Source organism: Elioraea thermophila (ex Habib et al. 2022) (genome assembly GCF_003336755.1).
Lineage (GTDB): Bacteria > Pseudomonadota > Alphaproteobacteria > Acetobacterales > Acetobacteraceae > Elioraea > Elioraea thermophila.
In genome coordinates, this window is sequence record NZ_QMDI01000006.1 from 289,198 (window position 1) to 313,128 (window position 23,931).

A 23,931-nucleotide genomic window follows, 5' to 3' on the forward strand; every position below is an offset into this window, starting at 1 on the left:
CGATGCTGCGCGCCGTCGCCACACCGGCGGCGGAGGAGATCCCCCGCCACACGGACTCCTACTTCACCCGCACGCGCCGCATCGTCGAACGCTTCGGCGACTGCACCGTAACCTATGCGGTGTTCATGCGCCGCCCCGTCGTCTCCGCTCCACGCATCGCCATCGACTGGCTGCGTGCGGTGCGCGGCGATGCGGTCAGCATCGAGGTGATGCACCCGGAGGGCGCGGTCGTCGGCGCCGGGGATCCGATCCTCTACATCAGCGGCTCCTTCGCCGAACTCGCCGAACTGGAGACCATCCTGCTGCAGAAGCTCGGGCCCACCTGTGTCGCGGCCTGGAACGCCTGGGCGATGTGCCTCGAGCTTCCGCATGTGCCGTTCCTCGCCATGGATGCGCGCCACTGCGCCGGCACCGAGATGGCGGAGATGATGGCCTATGCGGCCTCGGTGGGGTCGCGGGCGGCCCAAGCGCAAGGGGCGAAGGGCTTCATCGGCAACGCGAATGATGCGACCGCGCATTGGTTCGGCGCCAATCGCGGCCGTGGCACGATGCCGCACGCGCTGATCGGCTATGCCGGCTCCACCGTGCGGGCGGCCGAAATGTTCAGGGAGACATTTCCGGAGGATGATCTGACCGTGCTCGTGGATTATTTCGGCAAGGAGGTGACGGACGCGATCGCCGTCGCCAGACGCTTCCCCGACCTCGCCGCCGAAGGGCGTCTTGCCGTGCGGCTCGACACCCATGGCGGTCGCTACATGGAGGGGCTTGATCCGCCCTCCTCCTACGCGGTGCTCGAACGCCACGCACCGCACGCGATCAGGCGGTACCGGTCGGAGACGGAACTGAAATGGCTGGTCGGCACCGGCGTCTCGGCGGCCGCCATCTGGCGCATGCGCGAGGCGCTCGACGAGGCGGGCTTCCCGCGCGTTCGCATCGTCGGCTCCTCCGGGTTCTCGGTCGAGAAGTGCCGGGTGATGGCGGATGCCAAGGCCCCGCTCGATCTGGTCGGCACCGGTTCCTTCCTGCCCGAGATCTGGAGCGAGACCTACGCCACCGCCGACATCATCGCCTATGACGGTGTCGCCCGCGTCAAGGTCGGGCGAGAGTTCCTGTTCCGGAAGAATGGCGCGCGCACTCCGTGATCCGCGCGCTGTTCGCGCCGTCGGCTGACGAGGCGCAGGAGCGTCGCCTCGGCTTCCTGCTCGCCACCGGCGTGCTCGTCATCTGGACCGGTTTCATCCTGGCGAGCCGGGCGGGGGCGAAGGGGGCACTCACCTCGTGGGACATGGCGGCGCTGCGCTTCGGCGTGTCCTTCGTCGCCCTGCTGCCGGCCGCCCTGATGGGAGCGCTGCGCGGCGTCCCGTTGCCGCGCATCGCCGCCCTCACCGCCACGGCGGGCTACGGCTTCGCGCTGCTCGCCTATGCCGCCTTCGAAATCGCCCCCGCCGCGCACGGTGCCGTGCTGCTGCCGGGGGCGCTCCCGTTCGTCACCACGCTGCTCGCCTTCGTCTGGCTCGGCGAGCCGATTTCGCGCCGACGAAAACGCTCGCTCGCGCTGATTGCCATCGGCATCGTGTTGCTGGCGGGCCTTGGCTTCTTCGACTCGCCGGGGGCGTGGCGCGGCGATGTGCTGTTCTTCCTGGCCACCTCGTCCTGGGCGGTGTTCACCATCCTGGTGCAACGCTGGCAGATCACCGCGCTTCAAGCCACGACTTCGATCGCCATCGGCTGCGCGCCCCTCTATCTCCCGCTGTGGTGGTTCGCCCTCCCGTCCAACATCCACCTCGCGTCCTGGGGCGAGATCCTGTTCCAGGGCGTCTATCAGGGCCTGCTGGCGATGGCCTTCGCCTCGCTGATCTACAACCGTGCCCTGATCGCGCTCGGCCCCGTGCGCCTCTCCTTGTTCACCTCCGTGGTGCCGGCACTCGCCGCGGTGGCGGCTTGGCCCCTGCTCGGCGAGCCGCTGGGCTGGGGTGGCGCGCTCGGCGTGCTCGCCGTCACCGCCGGCATGATCCTGGGCGTGCGCGGCGGTCGCGTTGACGTCGCCCTGCCCCGCCCCTAGCGTCGCGGCCCATGGCGGAACGGCTCAGGCTGGCGCTCGCTCAGCTCGACCCTCACCTCGGTGCGATCACGGCGAATGGCGACAAGATCCTCGCCGCACGTGCGCGCGCCGCCGCCGAAGGCGCCGATCTCGTTCTGACGCCGGAACTCTCCATCGCGGGCTACCCGCCCGATGACCTGGTGCTGAAGCCCGCCTTCCTCGATGCCTGCCGCGAGGCGGTCGAGCGCCTCGCCGCGGTCACCGCCGATGGGGGGCCCGGCCTCGTCGTCGGCGCCCCCTGGCGCGAGGGGGAGAGGCTGTACAACGCCGCCCTGGTGCTGGAGGGTGGGCGCATCCTCGCCATGCGCGCCAAGCACGAACTGCCGAACTACGGCGTGTTCGACGACAAGCGCCATTTCGTGCCGGGCCCCGCTCCCGGGCCCGTCGCCTTCCGCGGCTTCCGCCTTGGACTGATGATCTGCGAGGACTGGTGGCTGCCCGACGTGTGCGAGACCCTCTGCGAGAGCGGGGCGGAGCTTCTCGTCTCCATCAATGCCTCGCCCTACGAGGCCGGCAAGCAGGACCGTCGCCTGTCGTTGGCTGTGGGCCGCGTGGTCGAGAACGGTCTCGGCTTCGTCTTCCTCAACCAGGTCGGCGGGCAGGACGAGCTCGTCTTCGACGGCGCCTCCTTCGTGCTGGATCCGGATCGTTCCCTGCGCGTGCGGCTGCGCGCGCTGGAGGAGGATTTCGCAATCGCCGAGTGGCGCCGCGAAGAGGACCGCCTGGTCTGCACGACGTCGCACGTCGCGCCCGAGGAGGGGCGGGAGGAGAGCATCTGGCGGGCGATGATGCTGGGGCTCGCCGATTACGTGGCGAAGAACGGCTTTCCCGGCGTCGTCCTCGGGCTCTCGGGCGGCATCGACAGCGCGGTCACCGCCGCGGTCGCGGTCGATGCGCTGGGGGCGGAGCGGGTGCGTGCCGTCATGCTCCCCTCCCCCTACACCTCGCGCGAGAGCCTGGAGGACGCCGAGGCTTGTGCCCGCGCCCTCGGCGTGCGTTACGACGTGATCCCCATCGCGGAGGCGATGGACACCTTCCACCGCATTCTCGCCCCCGTGTTCGGCAACCGCCCGCCCGACATCACGGAGGAGAACATCCAGTCCCGCACGCGCGGCCTCATCCTGATGGCGCTCTCCAACAAGTTCGGCGACATGCTGCTGACCACGGGGAACAAGAGCGAGATGTCGGTGGGCTACGCGACCCTCTACGGCGACATGTGCGGCGGCTTCTCCGTGCTGAAGGACGTCTACAAGACCACCGTCTTCGCCCTCGCCCGCTTCCGCAACCGAAGCCTGCCGCGCGGGGCGAAGGGGCCCGAGGGCCCCGTCATTCCCGAACGCGTCATCGTCAAGCCGCCCTCGGCCGAACTGAAGCCGAACCAGACCGACCAGGACACGCTGCCGCCCTACGATCAGCTCGATGCGATCCTGGAAGGGCTCGTCGAGGGCGAACAATCCGTCGACGCCCTGGTGGCACGGGGGCACGACCGCGCGACGGTGCTGCGGGTCTGGCGCATGCTCGATCGCGCTGAATACAAGCGCCGCCAGGCCCCGCCCGGGGTGAAGATCACCCCGCGCGCCTTCGGCCGCGACCGGCGCTATCCGATCACCAACGGCTTCACCGCGCTCGTGCGATGATGGAGTCCCTGTTCGCCCCGGCCGGAGGCTGGGTGGTGCGCATCGTCGACCTCTCGGGGGGAAGCGAGGGCGAGGTCGAGGAGGTGCGCGGCTTCGCGACCCTGATGCACGCCAACGCCTTCGCGCGCGCCTATGTGCGCGACAGCGTGGAGCGCTGCCGCCTGCCGGGGGCGAGCCCGCGCGACGTCGCGGCCGCTTGGCACGCCTTCGGCGAAGATGCCGAGGTGGTCGATGCCGGCGACCTCGCCTGGTCCTCCGCCGCCGAGCTCGCCTTCTTCGCCGCCAACCCTGCCCCGCCCGGCAGCGAGGAGCGCGACTGGCGAAGCCTGGATCCGCGCCGCTTCGCCGGGGCGGATGACTGACGCAGCCCGCGCGTGCGCGTCCGTTTCGCCCCCTCGCCGACCGGCCACCTGCACGTCGGCAACGCCCGCATCGCGCTCATCAACTGGCTGTTCGCCCGCGCGGGCGGCGGATCGTTCCTGCTCCGACTCGACGACACCGACACGGCACGCTCGCGCGCCGAATACGCCGCCGCCATCGAGGAGGATCTGCGCTGGCTCGGGCTTGATTGGGACGAGGGCCCCCTCCGCCAGAGCGAGCGGCTCTCGCGCTACGCGGAGGTGGCCGAGGCGCTGAAGGCCGCCGGGCGGCTCTATCCGTGCTGGGAGAGCGAGGAGGAGCTGGCGGCGAAACGCAAGCAGCGCCTCGCCCGCGGCCTCGCCCCCGTGTACGACCGCGCCGCCCTCGCGCTCACCGAAGAGCAGCGCGCCCGCGCGCTCGCCTCCGGCAAGCCCCCCTATTGGCGCTTCCGTCTCTCCGACGGCGAGGTCGCCTGGGAGGATCTCGTCCTCGGACGGCGCGCGGTGAAACTTCCCGCCATCTCCGACCCCGTTCTCGTGCGCGCCGACGGCAGCCCCCTCTACACCTTCGCCTCGGCGGTCGACGATCTCGACTTCGGCGTCAGCCACATCATCCGCGGCGAGGACCACGTCACCAACACCGGCGTGCAGCTCGACATCCTCGCCGCTCTCGGTGCCGACACCGCCGGCTTGCGCTTCGCCCACCTGCCGCTTCTGGTCGACGAGGCGGGCGAGCCGCTCTCCAAGCGCCTCGGCTCGCTCTCCTTGCGCGCGCTGCGGGCCGACGGGGTGACGCCGGAGGCGCTGGCCGGCTACCTCGCCCGCCTCGGCACGCCCGACGAGGCCGTCCCCGGCCTGCCGCGCGAGCTCCTCGCCGGCTTCGACCTCGCCCGCTTCGGGAAGAGCCCCCCGCGTTTCGACATCCGCCAGCTCCTCGCCCTCAACCGTCGCGTGCTGCAGGCATTGCCGTTCGCTTCCGTGCAGGATCGACTGCCGGAGGGGGCGACCGAGGCCTTCTGGCACGCCGTACGCGGCAATCTCGACCTGTTGTCCGAGGCGCGCGGGTGGTGGGAGGTCGTCGCCGGCCACATCGTGCCACCCCCCCTGCTCGAGGAGGCCCCATTCCTGCGCGCCGCCCTCGACACCCTCCCACCCGAACCCTGGGACGAGGCGACCGCGAAGGCCTGGGCGGCGACGCTTGCGGCGGCGACGGGACGGAAGGGCCGCGCACTCTGGCGCCCGCTGCGTCTTGCGCTCACCGGCGAGGAGCACGGGCCCGACATGGCCGCCCTGCTCCCCCTCATCGGCCGCGCCCGCGCCGCCGCACGGCTGCGTCTCGCCGCCGGCGTTTGACGCAGCCCCCCGCGCGTCGCATATCGCCCCCGCCATGCCGCACCTCGTGCTGCACAACACGGCGACACGGCGCAAGGAGCCGTTCCGCCCGCTCGACCCCGGGCACGTTCGGCTTTACGTCTGCGGGCCCACCGTCTACGACCGCGCGCATATCGGCAATGCGCGCCCCGTCGTCGTGTTCGACGTGCTGGTGCGGCTGCTGCGCCGTCTCTTTCCGCGCGTCACCTACGTGCGCAACATCACCGACGTCGACGACAAGATCATGGCCGCCGCCCGCGAGCGCGGCGAGACGATCGAGCAGGTGACCGGGCGCACCACGCGCTGGTTCCACGAGGACATGGCCGCCCTCGGCGCCCTGCCGCCCGACGTGGAGCCGCGCGCGACCGAAACGATCGCCGAGATGATCGCGCTGATCGAGCGCCTCATCGCCTCCGGCCACGCCTACGAGGCGGAAGGCCACGTGCTGTTCCACGTGCCGTCCTTCCCGCGCTACGGTGCCTTGTCGAACCGTTCTCCGGAGGAAATGGAGGCCGGCGCTCGGGTCGAGGTCGCGCCCTACAAGCGGTCCCCGTACGACTTCGTGCTGTGGAAGCCCTCGACGCCGGATCAGCCTGGGTGGGCAAGTCCCTGGGGCCGCGGCCGCCCCGGCTGGCACATCGAGTGCAGCGCGATGTCCTGGCGCCACTTGGGGACCGACTTCGACATCCACGGCGGCGGGATCGACCTGATCTTCCCCCACCACGAGAACGAGATCGCGCAGTCGCTCTGCGCCTTTCCGGGCTCGGGCTTCGCCCGCACCTGGGTCCACAACGGCATGCTGCTCGTCAACGGCGAGAAGATGTCGAAGTCGCTCGGCAACTTCGTCACCGTCGCCGAAATCCTCGCGCACGGCGACTGGGCCGGGGAGGCGTTCCGCCTGCTGCTGCTCAAGACGCATTATCGCATGCCGCTCGACTACACGGAGGCGGGGCTTCTCGAGGCGCGGCGAGAGCTCGACCGCTTCTACCGTGCCCTCGAGGCCGTGGGCGAACCGGCAGCCGCGCCCGACCTCCCGCACGCCGTGCTCGCCGCCTTGCTCGACGATCTGAACACGCCGGCGGCTCTCGCCGCCATGCACGGCCTTGCCGACCGGGCACTCGCCGGCGAGCGCGCGGCGGGGGCCGAGCTGCGCGCCGCCGCCGACCTGATGGGCCTTCTTCCCCGTACGGCCGCGGCCTGGTTCCGCGGCGGCATCGACAGTGCCGAGATCGAGGCGGCGATCGCCCGTCGCCTCGCCGCCCGCCGCGCGCGCGACTTCGCAACCGCCGACGCGATCCGCGCCGAACTCGCCGCCAAGGGCATCGTGCTCGAGGACACGCCGGCCGGCACCACCTGGAGACGCGCGTCATGACGACCAGGATCCACCTCTACGACTGCACGCTGCGCGACGGGCAGCAGATGCAGGGCGTGGATTGGGGGGTGGCGGACAAGATCGCGATCGCGCGCGCGCTCGATGCCTTCGGCATCGACACCATCGAGGGCGGCTGGCCGGGCGCCAACCCGATCGACGATGCCTTCTTCGCCTCGCCCCCGCCGCTGCGCCACGCACGCCTCGCCGCCTTCGGCATGACGCGGCGGGCGGGTCGTTCCGCCGCCAACGACCCCGGCCTCGCCGCCGTCTTCGCCGCCCGCACGCCGATCATCACCCTCGTCGGCAAGACCTGGGACTACCACGCCGAGGTCGCACTCGGCGTGACGCTCGAAGAGAACCTCGCGATGATCGCCGAGAGTGTGGCGGAAGCGAAGCGCCGTGCGACGACGGTGATGTTCGACGCCGAACATTTCTTCGACGGCTTCAAGCGCAATCGCGACTATGCGCTGGCGGCGATCCGCGCCGCGCACGAGGCGGGGGCGGAGTGGATCGTGCTCTGCGACACCAATGGCGGCACCCTGCCGCACGAGGTGGAGGAGATCGTGCGCGAGGTGACGCGCCTCATCCCCGGCGAGCGTCTCGGCTTCCACGGCCACGACGATACCGGCAACGGGGTGGCGAACAGCCTCGCCGCCGTGCGTGCGGGCTGCCGCATGGTGCAGGGCACGATCAACGGCATCGGGGAGCGCTGCGGCAACGCCAATCTCGTCTCCATCATCCCGACGCTGATGCTGAAGATGGGCTACACGACGGGGGTGAGCGAGGAGCAGCTCCGGGGCCTCACCAAGCTCTCGCGGCTGATCGACGAGCGGCTCAATCGCGCCCCCGCCCGCGGTGCGCCGTACGTCGGCGAATCGGCCTTCGCGCACAAGGGCGGCCTGCATGTCTCGGCGGTGGCGCGCGATCCCGCCACCTACGAGCACATCGCGCCCGAACGGGTCGGCAATCACCGCGTCATCGTCGTCTCCGACCAGGCGGGGCGATCCAACATCCTGGCCCGGCTGCGCGAGGCGGGGATCGAGATCGACCCGGAGGATGCGCGGGTGAAGCGCATTCTCGACGAGGTGAAGGCGCGCGAATTCGCGGGCTACGCCTATGACGGCGCTGAGGCCTCGTTCGAACTCCTCGCGCGGCGCGTGCTCGGCACGGTGCCGGAGTATTTCCGACTCGAATCGTTCCGCACGCTCGTGGAGCGGCGGCATGAGAGCGAAGAACCCCTCTCCGAGGCCACGCTCAAACTCATCGTCAAAGGGGAGCGCGTGCTGACGGTGGCGGAAGGCAACGGGCCCGTGAACGCGCTCGATGCCGCGCTGCGCAAGGCGCTCGAGCCGCACTACCCGGAGGTACGGGCGCTCAGGCTCGTCGACTACAAGGTGCGCATCCTCACCCCCGACCAGGCGACCGCCGCCACCACGCGGGTGATGATCGAATCGGAAGGGCCCGATCAGGCGCGCTGGAGCACGGTCGGCGTGTCGGGCAACGTCATCGAGGCCTCGTTCGGTGCGCTCGCCGATGCGGTGACGTATCTGTTGCTGCGCGAGGGGGTCGCGGCCTGAGCGGACCGGGGACCCCTCCCCTCCAAGCACGCTTGACGATCCCCTCCTGGAGGATAGGATGGTCGCATGAAACACGACCCGCAGGCGGGCGGCATCCGCCACGCCAGCCATGGCGACGTCGTCAAGCGGCTGCGCCGCGCCGAAGGCCACCTGCGCGCCGTCGTCGGCATGATCGAGGCGGGCCGCCCGTGCCTCGAACTCGCCCAGCAACTGCATGCGATCGAACGCGCGATCGGCAACGCCAAGCGCGAACTCATCCAGGACCACATCGACCACTGCCTCGACCGCGCGATCGAGGAGGGCAAGGCGGAAGCGGCACTGGCCGAGTTCCGCGCGCTGACCAAGTTCCTCTGAGGCAGGGGCGAGGGGAGCGCGCGATGGAGGGCGGCATCCTCCAGGCCCTCGCGGCGGGTGGGGCCGCACCCTGGCTGTGGCTGCCGGCCGCCTTCGCCCTCGGCGCCCTGCACGCCCTGGAGCCCGGGCATGCGAAATCGATGATGGCGGGCTTCGTCATCGCCACGCGCGGCACGCCGGCGCAAGGCGTGGTGCTCGGCGTCTGCGCCGCGGTGGCGCATTCGCTGGTCGTCTGGGGGCTGGTGCTCGCCGCCTTCGCGGTCGGGCTCGATCGCGTGCCGCCGAGTTGGCTGCCCTGGCTGTCGCTCGCCGGCGGCATCGTGGTGCTCGCGGTCGCCGCCTGGTTGGCGCGGGGCCTGGTGCGCGAGCAGGGACATCGCCACGACCACCATCACGGCGATCACCACGGCGCCGGGCACGATCACCGTCACCACCACGAGCACGACCATGCGCCTCACCATGTCACCCCATCGGCGGAGCAGCGCGTCGGCTGGCGGACGGTGATCGCGACCGGTTTCGGCGGCGGTCTCGCGCCCTGTCCGGGCGCCCTCGTGGTGCTGGCGCTCGCCCTGCAGGCCGGGGCCGCTGCGCTCGGCGTGGCCATGGTCGCGGCCTTCTCGCTCGGCCTCGGCGTGGTGCTGAGCGGGGTGGCGCTCGCCGCCGCCCTCTCGCTTCGCCTCGCTTCCCCCGCCCGCGGCGGTTCTCGGTTCAGCCGCCTTGCCGCCGCCCTGCCCTGGGCCTCGGTGGCGGTGATGGCGGCAGCGGGCCTGTACACCCTCGGCCGCGCGGGGGCCGTGCTCGCTGCCGGCGGCTGAGCGCCGGCGGATCCTCCCCCCTTCCGGGCCACGGTCGACCCGGTATCCGCTGCCCCCGCGCGGAAGCCGCACGCTTCCGGGCAAGGAAGGGAGACGATGATGGGCAGGACGATCCTCACCCTCGCCCTCGGCGCGGTGCTCGGCGGCACCGTCGCCCTCGCCCAGCACGGGCCCCATCACGGCCACGGCCCGGCACCGGCCGCCGAGCCGGACAGCACGCGGGCGTTCCGGGACGCGAACGAACGCATGCACCGCGCGATGGACATCCGCTTCAGCGGCAACGCCGACATCGACTTCCTGCGCGGCATGATCCCGCACCACGAGGGGGCGGTGGAAATGGCCCGCATCGTGCTGCGCCACGGCAAGGATGCGGAGGTGCGCAAGCTCGCCGAGGAGATCATCCGCACCCAGGAGGCGGAGATCGCGCAGATGCGCGCCATGCTGCAGCGGCTGGGCGGATGAGGCCGGGGCGAGGCTTGCCCCCAAGCCACCCGCCCGCCTAATCCCCGCCCCGTGGACGAGGAGGTACGCAGCAAGGTCAGCGGGCCCGTCGGCGAGAACACGCCCGTCGTCGTGCTCGTTCGCCCTCAGCTCGCCGAGAACGTCGGGGCAGTGGCGCGGGCGATGGCGAACGGCGGATTGTTCCATCTTCGCCTCGTGACGCCGCGCGAGGACCCGCTGGCCGAGCGCGCCCGCCGCACCGCCTGCGGGGCGGATGCCATCCTCGAGGCGGCGACCACGCACGCGACGGTTGCCGACGCGGTGGCCGATCTGCACCGGGTGTTCGCCACCTGCCCCCGCCCGCGCCACGTCATCATCACCACCGTCACCGCCCGCGCCGCCGCCGGCATGCTGCGCGACGTCGCCGCGCGGGGGCTTCGGGCGGGGGTCCTGTTCGGGCCGGAGCGCAACGGCCTCACCGCCGACGATCTCGCCCACGCCGACACGCTGGTGCAGGTACCGCTCAACCCGGCCTTCAATTCCATGAACCTCGCCCAGGCGGTGATGGTGCTCGCCTACGAGTGGTGGATGGCGGGCGATACCACGCCGCCGGCGCGCCTCGTCACCAACGAGACGCGGGTGGCCACCAAGGGCGAGCTCGAGAACTTCCTCCGCCACCTGACGATCGAGCTCGACGCCTGCGGCTTCCTGCGCAACCGCGAGAAGCGGCCCACGATGGTGCGCAACATCCGCCACTTCTTCCAGCGCGCCGAGGTGACGGAGCAGGAGCTGCGCACCCTGCACGGCGTGGTGACGGAACTGGCGCGCGGTCGGCGCGTGCGCGGCCGCATCGAGCCCGGTATGGAGGTGGAGCCGGACGAGGCGGTGTGAGGGCGCGCGCGAGAGCGGGCGGCGACCTCAGTTCGGCTCGCGCGGCAGCTGGCGTGCGAGGCGCCGCGCAAGCAAAAGCCCGAGCACGCCACCCAAGGGAGCGCCGGGCAGGGCAAGCAGCCACCCCACATGCGCCCCCTGCGCGATCAGCCCCATGCCGATCCCGAGCGTGAAGCCGCCGACCAGGCTGCCCACCACGCCGGCCGAGAGGCCGAGGATCAGCACGTCGCTCCGCGTCACCATGCGCCGCCGATAAGGGGTGGCCCTGGGGTTTGACAAGCGGCGCCCGACCGCGTATCCGCGCGGGCCTTCCCGGGAACGCGAACGGAAGTTCCGCCCCGCCTCGCGCGGTGGCCTACCGGGACATCGAGCGGCCGACCTCGCGGGCGGCCCGACACCAAAGGACGAACCGCATGACGAAGCGCCTTGCCAGCAAGTACAAGGTCAATCGACGCCTCGGCGTCAACCTCTGGGGCCGGCCGAAGAGCCCCGTCAACAAGCGCGACTATGGGCCCGGCCAGCACGGCCAGCGCCGCAAGAAGCCGACCGACTACGGCCTGCAGCTGATGGCCAAGCAGCGGCTGAAGATGTACTACGGCAACATCGGCGAACGTCAGTTCCGCCGCTATTACGAGGAGGCGGTGCGTCGGAAGGGCGACACCTCGGAGAACCTGATCGAACTCCTCGAGCGTCGGCTCGACACGGTGGTGTACCGGATGAAGTTCGCCATCACCCCCTTCGCCGCGCGCCAACTGGTCAATCACGGCCACGTCCTGGTCAACGGCAAGCGCGTCACCATTCCGTCCTTCTTGGTGCGCGACGGCGACCAGATCGAACTGAAGGATAAGGCGAAGCAGTTCGCCTCCGTCCTCGATGCCGCGCAGTCGGCCGAGCGTGATGTGCCCGAGTACGTCGAGGTCGATCACCGTGCCATGCGCGGGCGTTTCCTGCGCGCGCCGAAACTGACCGACGTGCCGTATCCGGTGCAGATGGAGCCCGCGCAGGTCGTCGAGTTCTACTCGCGCTGAGCACGCGACACCGGACATCGTCCGGGTCCCTCACGGGCGCCCCGCCTGCCCTGCGCAGCGGGGCGCCGTCCGTTTTTGCGCGCAATGTGCGCCGACGCGCGCGCTTCACGCCACCCCGCGGTCGTCGGCGGGACTTGAGCCCGCCCAAGGACTGGCACACGCCGTGCTAGGCTCTCGCTGCATCCAGCGGCCGCGTCAGTCGCTGGAGCCTGCGACGAGGCGAACGAACAGACCGGGAGACGACCATGCTTCGACGCCGCCAGCTTCTCGCCACGGCCGCCGCCGCGACACTCGCCCCCACCGTCGCCCGCGCGCAGGGGCGCACGCGCGACGTGCGCGTCGGCTTCAGCCAGGACGCGCTCACCCTCGATCCCGCCAACCACCGCAACCGCGAGACGCAGACCATCATTCGCAACATCCACGATGGTCTGCTGACGCGCGACCCCGACATGCGCATCGTGCCCGAGATCGCCGAGGCCTGGCGTGCGGTGGACGCCAGGACCTACGAGTTCCGCCTCCGCCCCAACATCCGCTTCCATTCGGGCGACCCGCTGACCGCCGAGGACGTCGCCTTCACCTTCAACCGCCTGGTGAAGGACGGCGCGATGGGCGGGCAGACGAGCCCGCGCAAGGGCCTGCTCGGCCCGATGCAGGAGGCGGTGGTGGTGGATGAGCGCACCGTGCGCCTCATCCTCGGCGAGCCTTGGCCGATCCTGCCCGCCATGCTGCCGTTCCAGGAGGTGGTGAACCGCCGCCACGTCGAACGCGTCGGCCAGGAGGGTATGCAGACCCGGCCCGACGGCTGCGGCCCCTTCCGCCTGGTCGAATGGCGTCGCGGCGAGGCGATCATCCTCGAACGCTTCGCCGAGTACTACGGCGGCTCGCCCGACATCCCGCCCGCCGGCCCCGCCCAGGTCGATCGGGTGATCTTCCGCATCCTGCCCGAGAACGCCGCCCGCGTGGCCGCCCTGCTCGCCGGCGAGGTCGACATCATCAACGAACTGCCGCCCTCGGCCATGCGCCAGGTCGAGGCGAGCCCCAACGCGGTGGTGGCGAAGGTCAACGGCACCCGCACCTTCTTCGTCGCGCTGAACAACGCCAAGGCGCCGTTCAGCGACGTGCGCGTCCGCCGCGCCCTCAATCACGCCCTCGACAAGCAGGCGATCATCGCGCGCATCCTCAACAACACCGCCACCCCGCTGCGCGGCGTGATGAGCCCCGACGCCTTCGCCTTCAACCCCGACCTCCCGGAGTATCGCCACGACCTCGCCCGCGCGCGCGCCTTGCTTGCCGAAGCCGGGGTGGCGGAAGGCACGGAGCTGGTGCTCGACACCACCGCTGCCCTGAAGGAGGTGGCGGAGGCGATCGCCGCCCTCCTGTCGCGCACGGGGCTGCGCGTGCGCGCGCAGGTCTGGGAAGGCGCCGTGCTGACCCCGATGTGGCAGGACCCCGCCCGGCGTCGCGAGCGCGACATGCTGCTCACCTCCTGGGGCAACGGCTCCCTCGACCCCTCCGACATCATGGTGCCCACGCTGCGCACGGGCGGGCGTGGCAACACCGCTGGCTTCTCCCACCCGGAGGTCGACCGCCTGCTCGACGCCGCCGAGACCGAACTCGACCAAGCCAAGCGCGCCGAGATGTACAAGCGCGCCCAGGCCATCGTCACCGATCAGGCGCCCTGGATCTTCCTCTGGCTCCCGCAGGACATCTACGGCGTGTCGCGGCGCATCGCCGGCTGGCGGCCGCAGGCGGACAGCCGGATCAACCTTCACCGCGTGCGCATCGTGGCGTGAGTGAGCGGCCAGCGCGGCCTGTCCGACCCGTGACGCAAATCGAATGATCGGCCCAGCCGACGCACTGCGCCGGCCCCGACAAACGGCGGAGACGCGCCCGGCGTGACCGCGACCCGCCTCGTCGAACGCCTCCTCCAGCTCCTCCCCGTGCTGTTCGGGGTGAGCCTGATCGTCTTCCTGATGATCACCCTCACCCCGGGCGACCCGGTGGAGATCATGCTCGCCGACCAGCGCGTGACACCGGAGCAGGTCGCGGCGCTGCGGCGCGACTTGGGGCTCGACCGCCCGCTCGTCGAACGCTTCCTCGTCTTCCTCGGCAACGCCGTGCAGGGCGACTTCGGCATCTCCTTCTTCCATCGCCGCCCCGTCTGGGACGTGATCGTGGAGCGCCTGCCGGCGACGATCGAACTCACCCTGTTCGCGCTGCTGGTCGCGATCGTTGTCGCCATCCCGCTCGGAGTGATCGCGGCGGTGAAGCGCGACACCTGGCTCGATCGCGCGCTCTCCGCCGCCTCGCTGTTCGGCGTCTCGCTGCCCGGGTTCTGGTTCGGCATCCTGCTGATCCTGCTGTTCGCGGTCGAACTCCGCCTGCTCCCCGTGAGCGGGCGGATCGGATTCGGCTTCGACGTGCCGCGCGTCACGGGCTTCCTGCTGATCGACACGCTGGTCGCCGGCGACCTCGCCGCGTTGCGCAACGTGCTTGCGCATCTCACCCTCCCCGCCGTCACCCTCGGCCTGCCCACGGCCGCCCTGCTCGCGCGCGTCGTGCGTTCCTCGATGGCGGAGGTGCTCGCCGCCGACTACGTGCTGTTCGCCGAAGCGAAGGGCCTGCCCCGCCGGCGGGTGCTTCTGCTGCACGCGCTGAAGAATGCGCTCATTCCGGCCGTCACCGTCACTGCGATCGAAACCGGCCAGCTCTTGGGCGGCAACATGATCGTCGAGACGGTGTTCGGCTGGCCGGGCTTGGGGCGTCTCGTCGTCGAGAGCATCTTCGCCCGCAACTACCCGCTCGTGCAGGCGGCGGTGCTGCTCTACGCCGTCACCTACGTCACGCTCAATTTCGCCGCCGATCTGCTCTACACGGCGCTGAACCCGAAGGTGCGGCTGTGAGCGCGCCCTCCGTCGCTCCCTTCGAGGGCGAACTCCGTCCCGTCTCCCCGCTCCGCCTTGGCCTCGCGCGCTTCGCCGCCAACCGCACCGCCCTCGCCTCGGCCGGCGTCATCCTCGCCTTCGTCCTCCTCGCCCTCGCCGCGCCGTGGGTCGCCCCGCACGACCCGGCCGAGGCCGACCTGTTCCGGCGCCTGCAACCCCCGGCATGGGCGGAGGGGGGCGAGTGGTCCTTCCTCCTCGGCTGTGACGGGCTCGGTCGCGACATCTTCTCGCGCCTCATCTGGGGGGCGCGGATCTCGCTCTTCGTCGCCCTGATGGTGATCGGGCTCGCCGCCGTCATCGGCACCCTCGCCGGGCTTGCCGCCGGCTATTTCCGCGGCTGGGTCGATACGCTCGTCTCGCGCCTGGTCGATACGCTGCTCGGCTTTCCCTACCTCGTCTTCGCCATCGGGCTGATGGCGATGATGGGCCCCGGCCTGCACAACATCGTGCTCGCCCTGGTCTACAAGGAATGGGTGTTCACCTGCCGCGTGGTGCGCGGTGAGACGCTGGCCGCGCGCGAGCAGGACTATGTGGAGGCCGCGCGCGCCCTCGGCTGCGGGCCGGCCCACATCATGCTGCGCGAGATCCTGCCCAACGTGCTCTCGCCCGTGCTCGTCGTCGCCACCTTCCGCATGGCCTACGTGATCATCATGGAGGCCTCGCTCTCCTTCCTCGGCCTCGGCGTGCAGCCGCCCACCCCCTCCTGGGGCGCGATGGTGGCGGATGGGCGGGATTTCCTGGTCGATGCCTGGTGGGTCTCCACCATCCCGGGGCTCGCCATCCTCGCCCTCGTGCTCGCCATCAACCTCGCGAGCCAGGGCCTGCGCGACGCCTTCGACCCGAGGCTGCATCCGTCATGACGGGGGCGGAACCGTTGCTCGCCGTGCGCGGCCTGCGCACGGTGTTCCCCACGCGCCGTGGCCTGCTCGCCGCCTGCGATGGGGTCGATCTCCGCCTCGCCGCCGGCGAGGCGCTCGGCATCGTCGGCGAATCGGGGTCGGGCAAGAGCGTCACCTTCCTCTCCGTGCTCGGCCTCATCCGTCCGCCCGGCCGCATCGAGGCGGGCGAAATCCTGTTCGAGGGCCGCGACCTGATCAGGCTTCCCGCCGCGGCCCGTCGCGCGCTGCGCGGCCGGGCCATGGCGTTGGCCATGCAGGACAGCCTCTCGGCGCTCAACCCGGCACTCACCATCGGCACGCAGATCGTCGAGACCATCCTCGCCCACGGCCTCGCTCGCACGCGGGCCGCCGCGCGCGACCGTGCGGTCGAGCTCCTGCGCCGGGTCGGCATCCCCGCGCCGGAACGCCGTCTCGACGACTATCCGCACCAGTTCTCGGGCGGGATGCGCCAGCGCGCGATGATCGCGATCGCGCTCGCCGCCGAACCGAAACTCCTGGTCGCAGACGAACCGACCACCGCGCTCGACGTCACCATCCGCGCCCAGGTGCTCGACCTGATCGACCGGCTGCGGCGCGAGAGCGGCCTTGCCGTGGCGATGATCACGCACGATCTCGGCGTGGTGGCGGAACGATGCGCCCGCGTGATGGTGATGTATGCGGGCCAAGTGGTGGAGGAGGGCCCGACGGCGGAGGTGATCGCCCGCCCGCGCCACCCCTACACGCGGGGCCTGCTCGCCTCGCTCCCCTCGCTCGACGACCCAGACCGGCCGATCGACGCCATCCCCGGCCAGGTGCCGGACCTCACCCGTGTCGATGCCGGCTGCCGCTTCCGCAACCGTTGCCCGTTCGCGGTGGAACTCTGCTCCCGGCCCGTCGATCTTCGCCCGCTGGGACCGACCCGCCGCTCCCGCTGCATCCGCGCCGAGGAGGTGGCGTGAGCGCGCTCGTCGAGGCGGTCGGGCTCGCCAAGACCTATGCCCTTCGCCGCAGCATCGGCCAGCGCCTCGCCCGCCGTCCCGCGCCCTGCGTGCGCGCGGTCGCCGGGGTCGATCTCGCGGTGAGGCGGGGCGAGACTCTCGGCCTGATCGGCGAGTCGGGCTGCGGCAAGTCGACCCTCGGGCGGCTCCTGCTTCGCCTGCACGAGCCGAGCGAGGGGACCATCCGGTTCGACGGCGTCGACATCACGCACGCCCCCGAACGCGCGCTGCGCCCGCTGAGGCCGCGCATGCAGATCATCTTCCAGGACCCCTATTCCTCGCTCAACCCGCGCCGCACGGTGCGCGAGATCCTCGCCCTGCCGCTTGCGCTGCACGCCGGGCTGAAGGGGGCGGAGATCGAGGCGCGCATTCGGCTCATGCTCGATCGCGTGGGGCTCGCGCGCGCCCATCTCGATCGTTACCCGCACCAGTTCTCGGGGGGGCAAAGGCAGCGCATCGGCATCGCGCGCGCGCTGATCCTTCGCCCCGAGTTCGTCGTCTGCGACGAGCCGGTCTCCGCACTCGACGTCTCGGTGCAGGCGCAGGTGTTGTCGCTGTTGCGCGAGCTGCGGGCGGAGATGGGGCTCACGCTTCTCTTCATCAGCCACGACCTCGCCGTGGTGGCGCATCTCGCGCACCGCATCGCGGTGATGTACCTGGGCCGCATCGTCGAGGAGGGGCCGCGCGACGCGGTCATCCGCCGCCCCGCCCATCCGTACACGCGGGCGCTGCTCGCCGCCGTGCCGCGGCTCGATCGACCGGGCGCACCGGCCCCGCGCCACCTCGGCGGTGAACTTCCTTCGCCGCTCGCGCCCCCGCCCGGTTGCCCCTTCCACCCGCGCTGCCCCGAGGCGGGGCCACGGTGCGCGCGCGAAACGGCCTCCCTTGTTGCCGTATCGGGGTCGAACGCGCACCGCGCCGCCTGTCACCTGCTCGCCGGAGGAGTGGCGTGAGCGAGGTGATCGTTCTCGAGGGCGATCCCTACGCGCGCGGTCTCGCGCAGGCGCGTGCCTGTCCGGAGCTGGCGGATGCCGTGCGGCGCGCGATCCGCAGCCGGCTTGCCGAAGTGCCGTGCGCGAGCCCTGCCTCGCGGGAGTTCCTCGCCGCCCAGCGCGCCTGGACCGAGCGGCACGCGCCGGAAGCGATGGCCGAGGTCGCCGGCATCGCCGAGGGCTTCGGGCTCGACCCCGCGGAGGTGTTCGCGCATCTGCACGCCAACATCCTCGCCGATCTCGCCGCCGCCACCGCCGTGGCGGATGGCTGTTCCGCCTTCGCCTGCGACGGTGTCGTCGCCAAGAACCGCGACGTGCGCGCTGAGCTTGCGCCGCTGCAGCGGCTGTTCGTCCTGCGCGACCCGGCTTGGGGAGGGCGAAGCGTGCTCGCCCTCGGTTCGCTCGGCGCACCCGGCGCCTGGTCGTCGGGGATGAACAGCGACGGGCTTGCGCTGGCCGATACGCAGATCCCGACCGCCGACCATGGGCCCGGGATGCTGCGCTATGTCCTGATGAACCGGCTGCTCGCCAGCTGTTCGCGCGTGGCGGAGGCGCTCGGCGCGATCGCCGCCCTGCCGCACGCCGGTGGCGGGGCGCTCGTTCTCGCCGACGCCACGGGGGCGTCAGCCGCGGTGGAACTCCGCCATCGCCGCGTGGATGTCGAACAGGCGGCGTGGGTCGCGCGCACCAACCACTACACGGCGGCGGCCGATCGCCTGCCCCCCGTGCCGCACTCCCAGGCCCGGCTCGCCGTGCTGCGCGCCCTGGTCGCCGCCGGCGCGCCGCCCGAGACCATCCTCGCCCATCGGGGCCCTGGCGAGGCCCTCTGCCGGCCCGCCGGCGATGCCGCCCCGACCATCTCGGGCGCGATCTGGGACACGCGGGCGCTCGCCGCCCGCATCGCCTTCGGCCCTCCCGGCACCGCGCCGTGGCGGGAGTTCCGCCTCCTCGACGGGGAATGGCGCGAAACGCACGCCTGAGCGTAGACTTCACGCCGGAGGCGGCGGGGCCGGCGCCCATGGCGTATGCGGAGCTGATCGGGGAACACGAGAGCATCAAGGCGGTGCGCGCCCTCGTCGCGCGCATCGCGCAAAGCCCCGTCCGCCAGGTGCTGCTCTACGGCGAGACGGGCACCGGCAAGGGCCTGGTCGCACGCCTCATCCACCGCCTGTCGCCGCGCGCGGCGCGACCCTTCGTCGACGTCAACTGCGCCGCCATCCCCGCCACGCTGATGGAGAGCGAGCTCTTCGGCCACGAACGCGGCGCCTTCACCGGCGCGCAAGGCGTCAAGCCGGGGCTGATCGAGGCCGCGCAGGGCGGCACGCTCTTCCTCGACGAGATCCGCGAGATGGACCTGCAGCTGCAGGCCAAGCTCCTCACCCTGCTCGACACGCACGAGTTCCGCCGTCTCGGCGCGATCAAGTCGACCCGGGTCGATGTGCGCTTCATCGCCTCCACCAACCGCATCCTCCTGTCCGAGGTGAAGGCCGGGCGTTTCCGCGACGACCTCTATTGGCGCCTGCAGGTGGTGGCGGTGAACATCCCGCCTTTGCGGGAACGCGGCGACGACGTGCTGCTCCTCGCCGAAGCGTTCCTGCGCGACCACGGAGCTCGGGTCGGACGGACGATCAGGGGGCTCGAGCCGCGCGTGGCCGAAATCTTCCGCCTCTATTCCTGGCCCGGCAATGTGCGCGAACTCGAGAACCTGATCGAGCGCATCGCCATCCTCGAGCGCGAGGACGTGGTGCTGGTGAAGCACTTGCCGGATCGGATCCTGCGCGAGGTCGAGGGCCGCGCCCCGCCCGGCGCTCTTGCCGCCGATGGCCTCGTGGCCGCCCTCGGCCGCGGCTTCCATGAGGCGACGGAGGACTTCCAGCGCGCGCTGATCGCGGAGGCGCTGAAGCGTGCGGGCGGCAAGCACGGCCGGGCGGCGCGCCTGTTGCGCCTCTCGCGCCATGCGCTGCGGCATCAGATGCTGAAGCTCGGTCTCGCCACCGCGCAGGCCGGCGACTGAGCCCTGGCACGACACGTGCAGGACCGCGCTCACACGGGCGCCGACCGTGCCGGTCGCCCTGTGGGAGAGTCGCCGATGACCGCCGTCACCATCCTCTGCCCCACCGGGCATCTCGGCTTCACGCCGTTCGAGAAGGCCTCCTTCCTCGCCGGGTGCGAGCACGCGCCGGATTTCATCGTCGCCGACTCGGGTTCCTGCGACATCGGGCCCTATCCCTTGGGTGCCGACTCGCAGGCCTCGCCGCCCGCCTGGCAACGGCACGACCTGGAGGCGATGCTGCTCGCCGCCCGGCGGCTCGGCGTGCCGATGATCGTCGGGTCCGCCTCCGATACCGGAACCGATCGCGGGGTCGAGCAGTTCGCCGCGATGATCCGCGACATCGCCGCCGAGCACGGCCTCGCCCCTTTCCGCCTTGCCACCATCAAGTCGGAGCAGACGCGCGAGTTCCTGCAAGCGCGCCTGGCGGCCGGCACGCCGATCAAGGGTCTCGATGGGCGGGCGGATGCCGACGCGGCGCTCCTTTCGCGGACGGATCGGATCGTCGCCGTGATGGATGCCGAACCGATCGCGGCCGCCTTGCGGGAGGGGGCGGAGGTGGTGATCGCCGGCCGGGCTTCCGACTGCGCCCTCTTCGCCGCGCCCCTGCTCAATGCCGGGCTCTCGCCGGCCACCGCCTACTACGCGGGCAAGCTGATGGAATGCGCCTCGTTCTGCTGCGAACCCTTCATGGGCAAGGAATCGATCCTCGGCCGCATCGCCGAGGACGACATCCGCATCACCGCCCTCCATCCCGGGCAGCGCTGCACGCCCGCCTCGCTCGCCGGCCACGCGATGTATGAGCGGCGGAACCCGTTCTACGAACACGTCGTCTCCGGCACGGTCGACATGCGCGACTGCCGCTATGAGGCGGTGGATGAACGCACGGCCCGGGCGAGCGGAGCTCGCTTCATTCCCGCCGTCACCCCGATGGTGAAGCTGGAAGGCGCGGGCAAGGTGGGTGAACGGCGGCTCGCCGTGGTCGGCATCCGAGACCCGTACGTGATCGAAAACATCGATGCCGCGATCGCCTGGGCGAGAGCCCGTCTCGCCGAACGCTTCGGCGCACCCGATGCGGCCGGTTGGTCGGTGCACTACCACCTGTTCGGCCGCAACGGCGTGATGGGCGAGCTCGAACCGAGCCCACCGGCCCATCCGCACGAGCTCGGCATCGTGGTCGAGACGGTCTGCCGGGACGCAGCGAGGGCCGAAGAGATTTGTGCTCTGGCCGCGCGCAACCTGTTCTACGCCCGGCTGCCCGAGGTGAAGGGCACGGCCGGGGCGGCGGCGCTGATGGCGGACGAGATCCTGATCGGCAAACCCGGCTACGAGTGGACGCTGAACCACGTGATGCCGGTGCGCGATGCCTGCGAGCTGTTCCGGACCGAATTCCATCTCGTCGATGGACGCGCGCGGAGGGCCGCCTGAGATGCTGCGCAACCGCACCACGCTGCGCGACCTCGCCTCCACCATCCGCAGCAAGAATGCCGGGGTCGATCACATCACCTTCGACGTGATCTTCAAGGATCGCACGGCCTTCGAGCGGGTGCGCGAGTCGGGTGTGCTCTCCCCCGAGACCGTCGCCGCGCTCTACCGCATCCCGCGCGAGCGCATCACCGATTTCGTCGTCTTCGAGCCCGCGAACGCGATCAAGTTCACCCTTCGCCGCGCGCGCCCCTCCGGCAGCCCGGGCGAATCCGACGTGTTCGGCTCGCAGCACTACGCGCCGCTGTTCGAGGTCGAAGTGCCGTGACGAGCTTTCTGAAGTAGCGCACGCAAGGGTTGCAGACGTCGCCCCGCTCGCGGCATCGTTCACGCCAGGAGCGTGGGGCGGAAGCAGGCGTGACGAAGCGGCGCGACTTGGCCGAAGCGCAAGGGTTGTTCGCCGAGGCTGGTGCGACGGTCGCGGCCGATGGCGAGGCGGCGGCGGGGCATCTCGGCCATCGCGCCCGTCTGCGCGCCCGCTTTCTCAAGGGCGGGGCGGAGGCGGTGGCCGACTACGAACTCCTGGAACTCCTGCTGTTCGCCATCCCTCGTCTCGACACCAAGCCGCTCGCCAAGGCGTTGATCGCGCGCTTCGGCTCCTTCGCCGGCGTGCTCGCCGCCCCGCCCGAAGCGCTGCGGTCCGTGCCCGGCGTAGGCGATGCGGTGGTGGTCACGCTGAAGGTGGCGCATGCCGCGGCCCTGAAGCTCGCCGCCGCCGAGGTGCGCGAGGCGCCGGTGCTGAACGCCTGGGACAAGCTCGTCGCCTACCTGCACGCCGCGCTGGCGCGCGAGCCGGTCGAGCACGTGCGCGTTCTCTATCTCGATGCGAAGAACCGGCTGAAGGCGGACGAGGCGCACGGCCGCGGCACGGTGAACCACACGCCGCTCTATCCGCGCGAGATCGTCCGCCGCGCGCTCGAACTCCAGGCCACCGCCCTGATCCTCGTGCACAACCATCCCTCCGGCGACCCGACCCCCTCGCGCGCCGACATCGACCTCACGCGCGAGGTTCGCGAGGCAGCCGCCCTGTTGGGCATCGCGCTGCACGACCACGTGATCGTCGGCAACGGCCGGGTCGCCTCGTTCCGTCAGCTCGGCCTGCTCTGATCGGGCAGCCGCCGGAGGTCGCTCACCTCTTGCAACTATTGCGCGTTTGATGGCACATCGCCACAACCACGCAATCGTCTGCGGGGGCGCGGCATGGGGCTGCTGCGACGGCTGTTCGGCAAGGACGCGGAGGGGCTTCGCTTCCCCGAGCCGCCCGTCCCGCGCTCGCGGGGTTTCGCCGAAGCCCCGGCCGGTCTCACCCCGCCGTCGGACGGCAGCGCTTCTCCTGCCCCTGCGGCCGAAGCCGCCTGGCCGCGGGCGCCGGCTGAAGTGCAGTTCCCCTCCACCGGGCCGCACGGCCACCGCGCGCGGCTGCGCGACAAGCTCCTCACCCGCGGCCCCGACGCCCTCGCCGATTACGAGCTCCTCGAGATGCTCCTGTTCTTCGCCATGCCGAAGGGCGACACCAAACCCCTCGCCAAGGCGCTGATCAACCGCTTCGGCAGCTTCGCCGAGGTGCTCGCGGCACCCACCAAGGTGCTGCTCGAGACGCGCGGGCTCGGCCCGCACAGTGTCGCCGCGCTGAAGCTCGTGCAGGCCGCCGCACTCAGGCTCGCGCGCGCCCAGGCGGCGGAGAAGCCGCTCCTGTCCAACTGGGCTCAGCTGATCGACTATCTCACCGCCGCCTGCGCGCGCGAACCCGTCGAGCAGTTCCGCATCCTGTTCCTCGATCCGAAGAACCGGCTGATCGCCGACGAGGTGCAGGGCCGTGGCACGGTGAACCACACCCCCGTCTATCCGCGCGAGGTGGTGAGGCGCGCCCTCGAGCTGCACGCCACCGCACTGATCCTGGTGCACAACCACCCTTCGGGCGACACCACACCGTCCCGCGCCGACATCGAAATGACGCAGGAGATCAAGGAGGCCGCGGGCCTGCTCGGCATCGTGGTGCACGACCACGTCATCATCGGTCGCGCGGGCTGGACCTCGCTGCGGCAGAAGGGGCTCCTCTAGTCGCCCTCCTGCGCCCGTTCGAGCGCCTCGAGGCGGGCGAGCAGACGCAGTAGCCCCGCCCGCAAGGCCCGTTCCTCCGCTGCCGACAATCCAGCCAGCACCTCGCGCTCCGTCTCCAGCGCCAGCGGAACGATCCGCTCATAGACCGTTCGTCCGCGTGGGGTGAAGGAAATCAGCGCGAGCCGCCCGTCCGTCGGGTGCGGTGCGCGCCGCACCAGCCCCTTCGCCTGCAGCGAAGCAAGCGCGCGGCTCACCTTCACCTTGTCCATCGCCGTGCGCTCGACGATGCCGCTCGCACTGGTCGGTTCCCCCTCCCCGATCACCGCGAGACAACGCCACTCCGGAATCGTGATGCCGAACGCGTCCTCGTAGCGCCGCGCAACCAGGCCGCTCACCCGGTTCGCCGCCACCGACAGCAGGTAGGGCAGGAACGCCTCGAGGCGGAAGGGGCCCGCCTCGCCTCGATCGCGCTGCCGCACGGGCCCGACGGCCACGCTTGACTTTGGTTTCATGTGAAACTATCAGCGCGGTGCCAGAGCAGTTGGCAAGCCCGCCGCAACGCAACGGGGAGGGTCT

At 71.2% G+C, this 23,931-nt stretch carries 25 protein-coding genes; 23 read left to right on the forward strand and 2 right to left on the reverse strand.

Annotated elements, in window-relative coordinates; translation table 11 throughout:
• The first annotated feature begins 2 nt into the window (after positions 1-2).
• The 11 genes from DWB05_RS11245 (at position 3) to DWB05_RS11295 (ending at position 10,918) form a co-directional block, all read left to right on the forward strand.
• Positions 3-1,142 carry a beta/alpha barrel domain-containing protein gene (locus tag DWB05_RS11245; protein ID WP_114377656.1) on the forward strand — a complete coding sequence of 380 codons (1,140 nt, stop codon included), beginning with the start codon at positions 3-5 and terminating at the stop codon, positions 1,140-1,142.
• The gene (locus DWB05_RS11250) at positions 1,139-2,062 is read left to right on the forward strand and encodes a DMT family transporter (RefSeq protein WP_232818512.1); all 924 of its coding nucleotides are present in this window, start codon (positions 1,139-1,141) and stop codon (positions 2,060-2,062) included. The genes DWB05_RS11245 and DWB05_RS11250 overlap by 4 nt, the downstream gene beginning before the upstream one ends.
• 11 nt (positions 2,063-2,073) lie before the next feature.
• On the forward strand, positions 2,074-3,738 hold the full coding sequence (locus DWB05_RS11255) for an NAD+ synthase (RefSeq protein ID WP_114377288.1): 1,665 nt from the start codon (positions 2,074-2,076) through the stop codon (positions 3,736-3,738).
• Positions 3,735-4,100 (forward strand): hypothetical protein, encoded by a 366-nt coding sequence (locus DWB05_RS11260; RefSeq protein ID WP_114377289.1) that lies wholly within the window; start codon positions 3,735-3,737, stop codon positions 4,098-4,100. The genes DWB05_RS11255 and DWB05_RS11260 overlap by 4 nt, the downstream gene beginning before the upstream one ends.
• 12 nt (positions 4,101-4,112) lie before the next feature.
• The gene (gene gltX, locus DWB05_RS11265) at positions 4,113-5,450 is read left to right on the forward strand and encodes a glutamate--tRNA ligase (protein ID WP_114377290.1); all 1,338 of its coding nucleotides are present in this window, start codon (positions 4,113-4,115) and stop codon (positions 5,448-5,450) included.
• A 34-nt stretch (positions 5,451-5,484) separates the two neighbouring features.
• Entirely contained in the window at positions 5,485-6,840 is a 1,356-nt protein-coding gene (gene cysS / locus DWB05_RS11270) for a cysteine--tRNA ligase (protein WP_114377291.1), read from the forward strand.
• Positions 6,837-8,417 carry a citramalate synthase gene (gene cimA / locus DWB05_RS11275; RefSeq protein WP_114377292.1) on the forward strand — a complete coding sequence of 527 codons (1,581 nt, stop codon included), beginning with the start codon at positions 6,837-6,839 and terminating at the stop codon, positions 8,415-8,417. Before cysS ends, cimA begins: the two co-directional genes overlap by 4 nt.
• 66 nt (positions 8,418-8,483) lie before the next feature.
• Positions 8,484-8,771, forward strand: coding sequence for a metal-sensing transcriptional repressor (locus DWB05_RS11280; protein ID WP_114377293.1), 288 nt, complete (start codon positions 8,484-8,486; stop codon positions 8,769-8,771).
• A gap of 23 nt (positions 8,772-8,794) precedes the next feature.
• Positions 8,795-9,586: a HoxN/HupN/NixA family nickel/cobalt transporter gene (locus DWB05_RS11285; protein WP_114377294.1), complete on the forward strand. Its 792-nt coding sequence runs from the start codon at positions 8,795-8,797 to the stop codon at positions 9,584-9,586.
• Positions 9,587-9,682: 96 nt separating this feature from the next.
• Positions 9,683-10,048, forward strand: a complete 366-nt coding sequence (gene copM, locus DWB05_RS11290; protein ID WP_232818513.1) for a CopM family metallochaperone — start codon at positions 9,683-9,685, stop codon at positions 10,046-10,048.
• Between the two features lie 51 nt (positions 10,049-10,099).
• The gene (locus DWB05_RS11295) at positions 10,100-10,918 is read left to right on the forward strand and encodes an RNA methyltransferase (protein WP_114377295.1); all 819 of its coding nucleotides are present in this window, start codon (positions 10,100-10,102) and stop codon (positions 10,916-10,918) included.
• Positions 10,919-10,945: 27 nt separating this feature from the next.
• Here DWB05_RS11295 and DWB05_RS11300 read toward each other — a convergent pair whose 3' ends face one another.
• Positions 10,946-11,161 carry a hypothetical protein gene (locus DWB05_RS11300; RefSeq protein WP_114377296.1) on the reverse strand — a complete coding sequence of 72 codons (216 nt, stop codon included), beginning with the start codon at positions 11,159-11,161 and terminating at the stop codon, positions 10,946-10,948.
• A 170-nt stretch (positions 11,162-11,331) separates the two neighbouring features.
• On the opposite strand from DWB05_RS11300, the gene rpsD reads away from it, so the two are divergent.
• The 12 genes from rpsD (at position 11,332) to radC (DWB05_RS11360) (ending at position 23,355) form a co-directional block, all read left to right on the forward strand.
• Complete coding sequence (rpsD, locus tag DWB05_RS11305) at positions 11,332-11,946, forward strand: 30S ribosomal protein S4 (protein WP_114377297.1); 615 nt, start codon at positions 11,332-11,334, stop codon at positions 11,944-11,946.
• A gap of 245 nt (positions 11,947-12,191) precedes the next feature.
• Complete coding sequence (locus tag DWB05_RS11310) at positions 12,192-13,739, forward strand: ABC transporter substrate-binding protein (protein ID WP_114377298.1); 1,548 nt, start codon at positions 12,192-12,194, stop codon at positions 13,737-13,739.
• Positions 13,740-13,841: 102 nt separating this feature from the next.
• Positions 13,842-14,849 (forward strand): ABC transporter permease, encoded by a 1,008-nt coding sequence (locus DWB05_RS11315; protein ID WP_114377299.1) that lies wholly within the window; start codon positions 13,842-13,844, stop codon positions 14,847-14,849.
• Complete coding sequence (locus DWB05_RS11320) at positions 14,846-15,751, forward strand: ABC transporter permease (protein ID WP_114377300.1); 906 nt, start codon at positions 14,846-14,848, stop codon at positions 15,749-15,751. Before DWB05_RS11315 ends, DWB05_RS11320 begins: the two co-directional genes overlap by 4 nt.
• Entirely contained in the window at positions 15,748-16,728 is a 981-nt protein-coding gene (locus tag DWB05_RS11325; RefSeq protein WP_114377301.1) for an ABC transporter ATP-binding protein, read from the forward strand. Before DWB05_RS11320 ends, DWB05_RS11325 begins: the two co-directional genes overlap by 4 nt.
• Positions 16,725-17,720, forward strand: a complete 996-nt coding sequence (locus DWB05_RS11330) for an ABC transporter ATP-binding protein (protein ID WP_114377302.1) — start codon at positions 16,725-16,727, stop codon at positions 17,718-17,720. The genes DWB05_RS11325 and DWB05_RS11330 overlap by 4 nt, the downstream gene beginning before the upstream one ends.
• Positions 17,717-18,739, forward strand: a complete 1,023-nt coding sequence (locus DWB05_RS11335) for a C45 family autoproteolytic acyltransferase/hydrolase (RefSeq protein ID WP_114377303.1) — start codon at positions 17,717-17,719, stop codon at positions 18,737-18,739. The genes DWB05_RS11330 and DWB05_RS11335 overlap by 4 nt, the downstream gene beginning before the upstream one ends.
• Positions 18,740-18,777: 38 nt before the next feature.
• A complete protein-coding gene (locus DWB05_RS11340; RefSeq protein ID WP_114377304.1) occupies positions 18,778-19,773 on the forward strand; it encodes a sigma-54 interaction domain-containing protein in 996 nt (331 codons plus the stop codon).
• 75 nt (positions 19,774-19,848) lie between these two features.
• The gene (locus DWB05_RS11345) at positions 19,849-21,237 is read left to right on the forward strand and encodes an acyclic terpene utilization AtuA family protein (protein WP_114377305.1); all 1,389 of its coding nucleotides are present in this window, start codon (positions 19,849-19,851) and stop codon (positions 21,235-21,237) included.
• A 1-nt stretch (position 21,238) separates the two neighbouring features.
• Positions 21,239-21,562, forward strand: coding sequence for a DUF4387 domain-containing protein (locus DWB05_RS11350; protein ID WP_114377659.1), 324 nt, complete (start codon positions 21,239-21,241; stop codon positions 21,560-21,562).
• 89 nt (positions 21,563-21,651) lie between these two features.
• Complete coding sequence (radC, locus tag DWB05_RS11355; protein WP_408608487.1) at positions 21,652-22,401, forward strand: RadC family protein; 750 nt, start codon at positions 21,652-21,654, stop codon at positions 22,399-22,401.
• Positions 22,402-22,494: 93 nt separating this feature from the next.
• On the forward strand, positions 22,495-23,355 hold the full coding sequence (gene radC, locus DWB05_RS11360) for a RadC family protein (RefSeq protein ID WP_114377306.1): 861 nt from the start codon (positions 22,495-22,497) through the stop codon (positions 23,353-23,355).
• Here radC (DWB05_RS11360) and DWB05_RS11365 read toward each other — a convergent pair.
• Positions 23,352-23,849 (reverse strand): MarR family winged helix-turn-helix transcriptional regulator, encoded by a 498-nt coding sequence (locus DWB05_RS11365; protein WP_232818514.1) that lies wholly within the window; start codon positions 23,847-23,849, stop codon positions 23,352-23,354. The two genes, radC (DWB05_RS11360) and DWB05_RS11365, sit on opposite strands and share 4 nt — an antisense overlap.
• Positions 23,850-23,931 lie beyond the last annotated feature (82 nt).

Excerpts from the sequence above, each read along its gene's own strand:
- DWB05_RS11350 (WP_114377659.1), top strand. The coding sequence starts at position 21,239 with ATGCTGCGCAACCGCACCACGCTGCGCGACCTCGCCTCCACCATCCGC.
- DWB05_RS11325 (WP_114377301.1), top strand. The coding sequence starts at position 15,748 with ATGACGGGGGCGGAACCGTTGCTCGCCGTGCGCGGCCTGCGCACGGTG.
- DWB05_RS11345 (WP_114377305.1), top strand. The coding sequence starts at position 19,849 with ATGACCGCCGTCACCATCCTCTGCCCCACCGGGCATCTCGGCTTCACG.
- DWB05_RS11245 (WP_114377656.1), top strand. The coding sequence starts at position 3 with ATGCTGCGCGCCGTCGCCACACCGGCGGCGGAGGAGATCCCCCGCCAC.
- DWB05_RS11285 (WP_114377294.1), top strand. The coding sequence starts at position 8,795 with ATGGAGGGCGGCATCCTCCAGGCCCTCGCGGCGGGTGGGGCCGCACCC.
- rpsD (WP_114377297.1), top strand. The coding sequence starts at position 11,332 with ATGACGAAGCGCCTTGCCAGCAAGTACAAGGTCAATCGACGCCTCGGC.
- DWB05_RS11255 (WP_114377288.1), top strand. The coding sequence starts at position 2,074 with ATGGCGGAACGGCTCAGGCTGGCGCTCGCTCAGCTCGACCCTCACCTC.
- DWB05_RS11340 (WP_114377304.1), top strand. The coding sequence starts at position 18,778 with ATGGCGTATGCGGAGCTGATCGGGGAACACGAGAGCATCAAGGCGGTG.
- DWB05_RS11300 (WP_114377296.1), bottom strand. The coding sequence starts at position 11,161 with ATGGTGACGCGGAGCGACGTGCTGATCCTCGGCCTCTCGGCCGGCGTG.
- DWB05_RS11260 (WP_114377289.1), top strand. The coding sequence starts at position 3,735 with ATGATGGAGTCCCTGTTCGCCCCGGCCGGAGGCTGGGTGGTGCGCATC.
- copM (WP_232818513.1), top strand. The coding sequence starts at position 9,683 with ATGATGGGCAGGACGATCCTCACCCTCGCCCTCGGCGCGGTGCTCGGC.
- DWB05_RS11280 (WP_114377293.1), top strand. The coding sequence starts at position 8,484 with ATGAAACACGACCCGCAGGCGGGCGGCATCCGCCACGCCAGCCATGGC.
- cysS (WP_114377291.1), top strand. The coding sequence starts at position 5,485 with ATGCCGCACCTCGTGCTGCACAACACGGCGACACGGCGCAAGGAGCCG.
- DWB05_RS11310 (WP_114377298.1), top strand. The coding sequence starts at position 12,192 with ATGCTTCGACGCCGCCAGCTTCTCGCCACGGCCGCCGCCGCGACACTC.
- cimA (WP_114377292.1), top strand. The coding sequence starts at position 6,837 with ATGACGACCAGGATCCACCTCTACGACTGCACGCTGCGCGACGGGCAG.
- radC (WP_114377306.1), top strand. The coding sequence starts at position 22,495 with ATGGGGCTGCTGCGACGGCTGTTCGGCAAGGACGCGGAGGGGCTTCGC.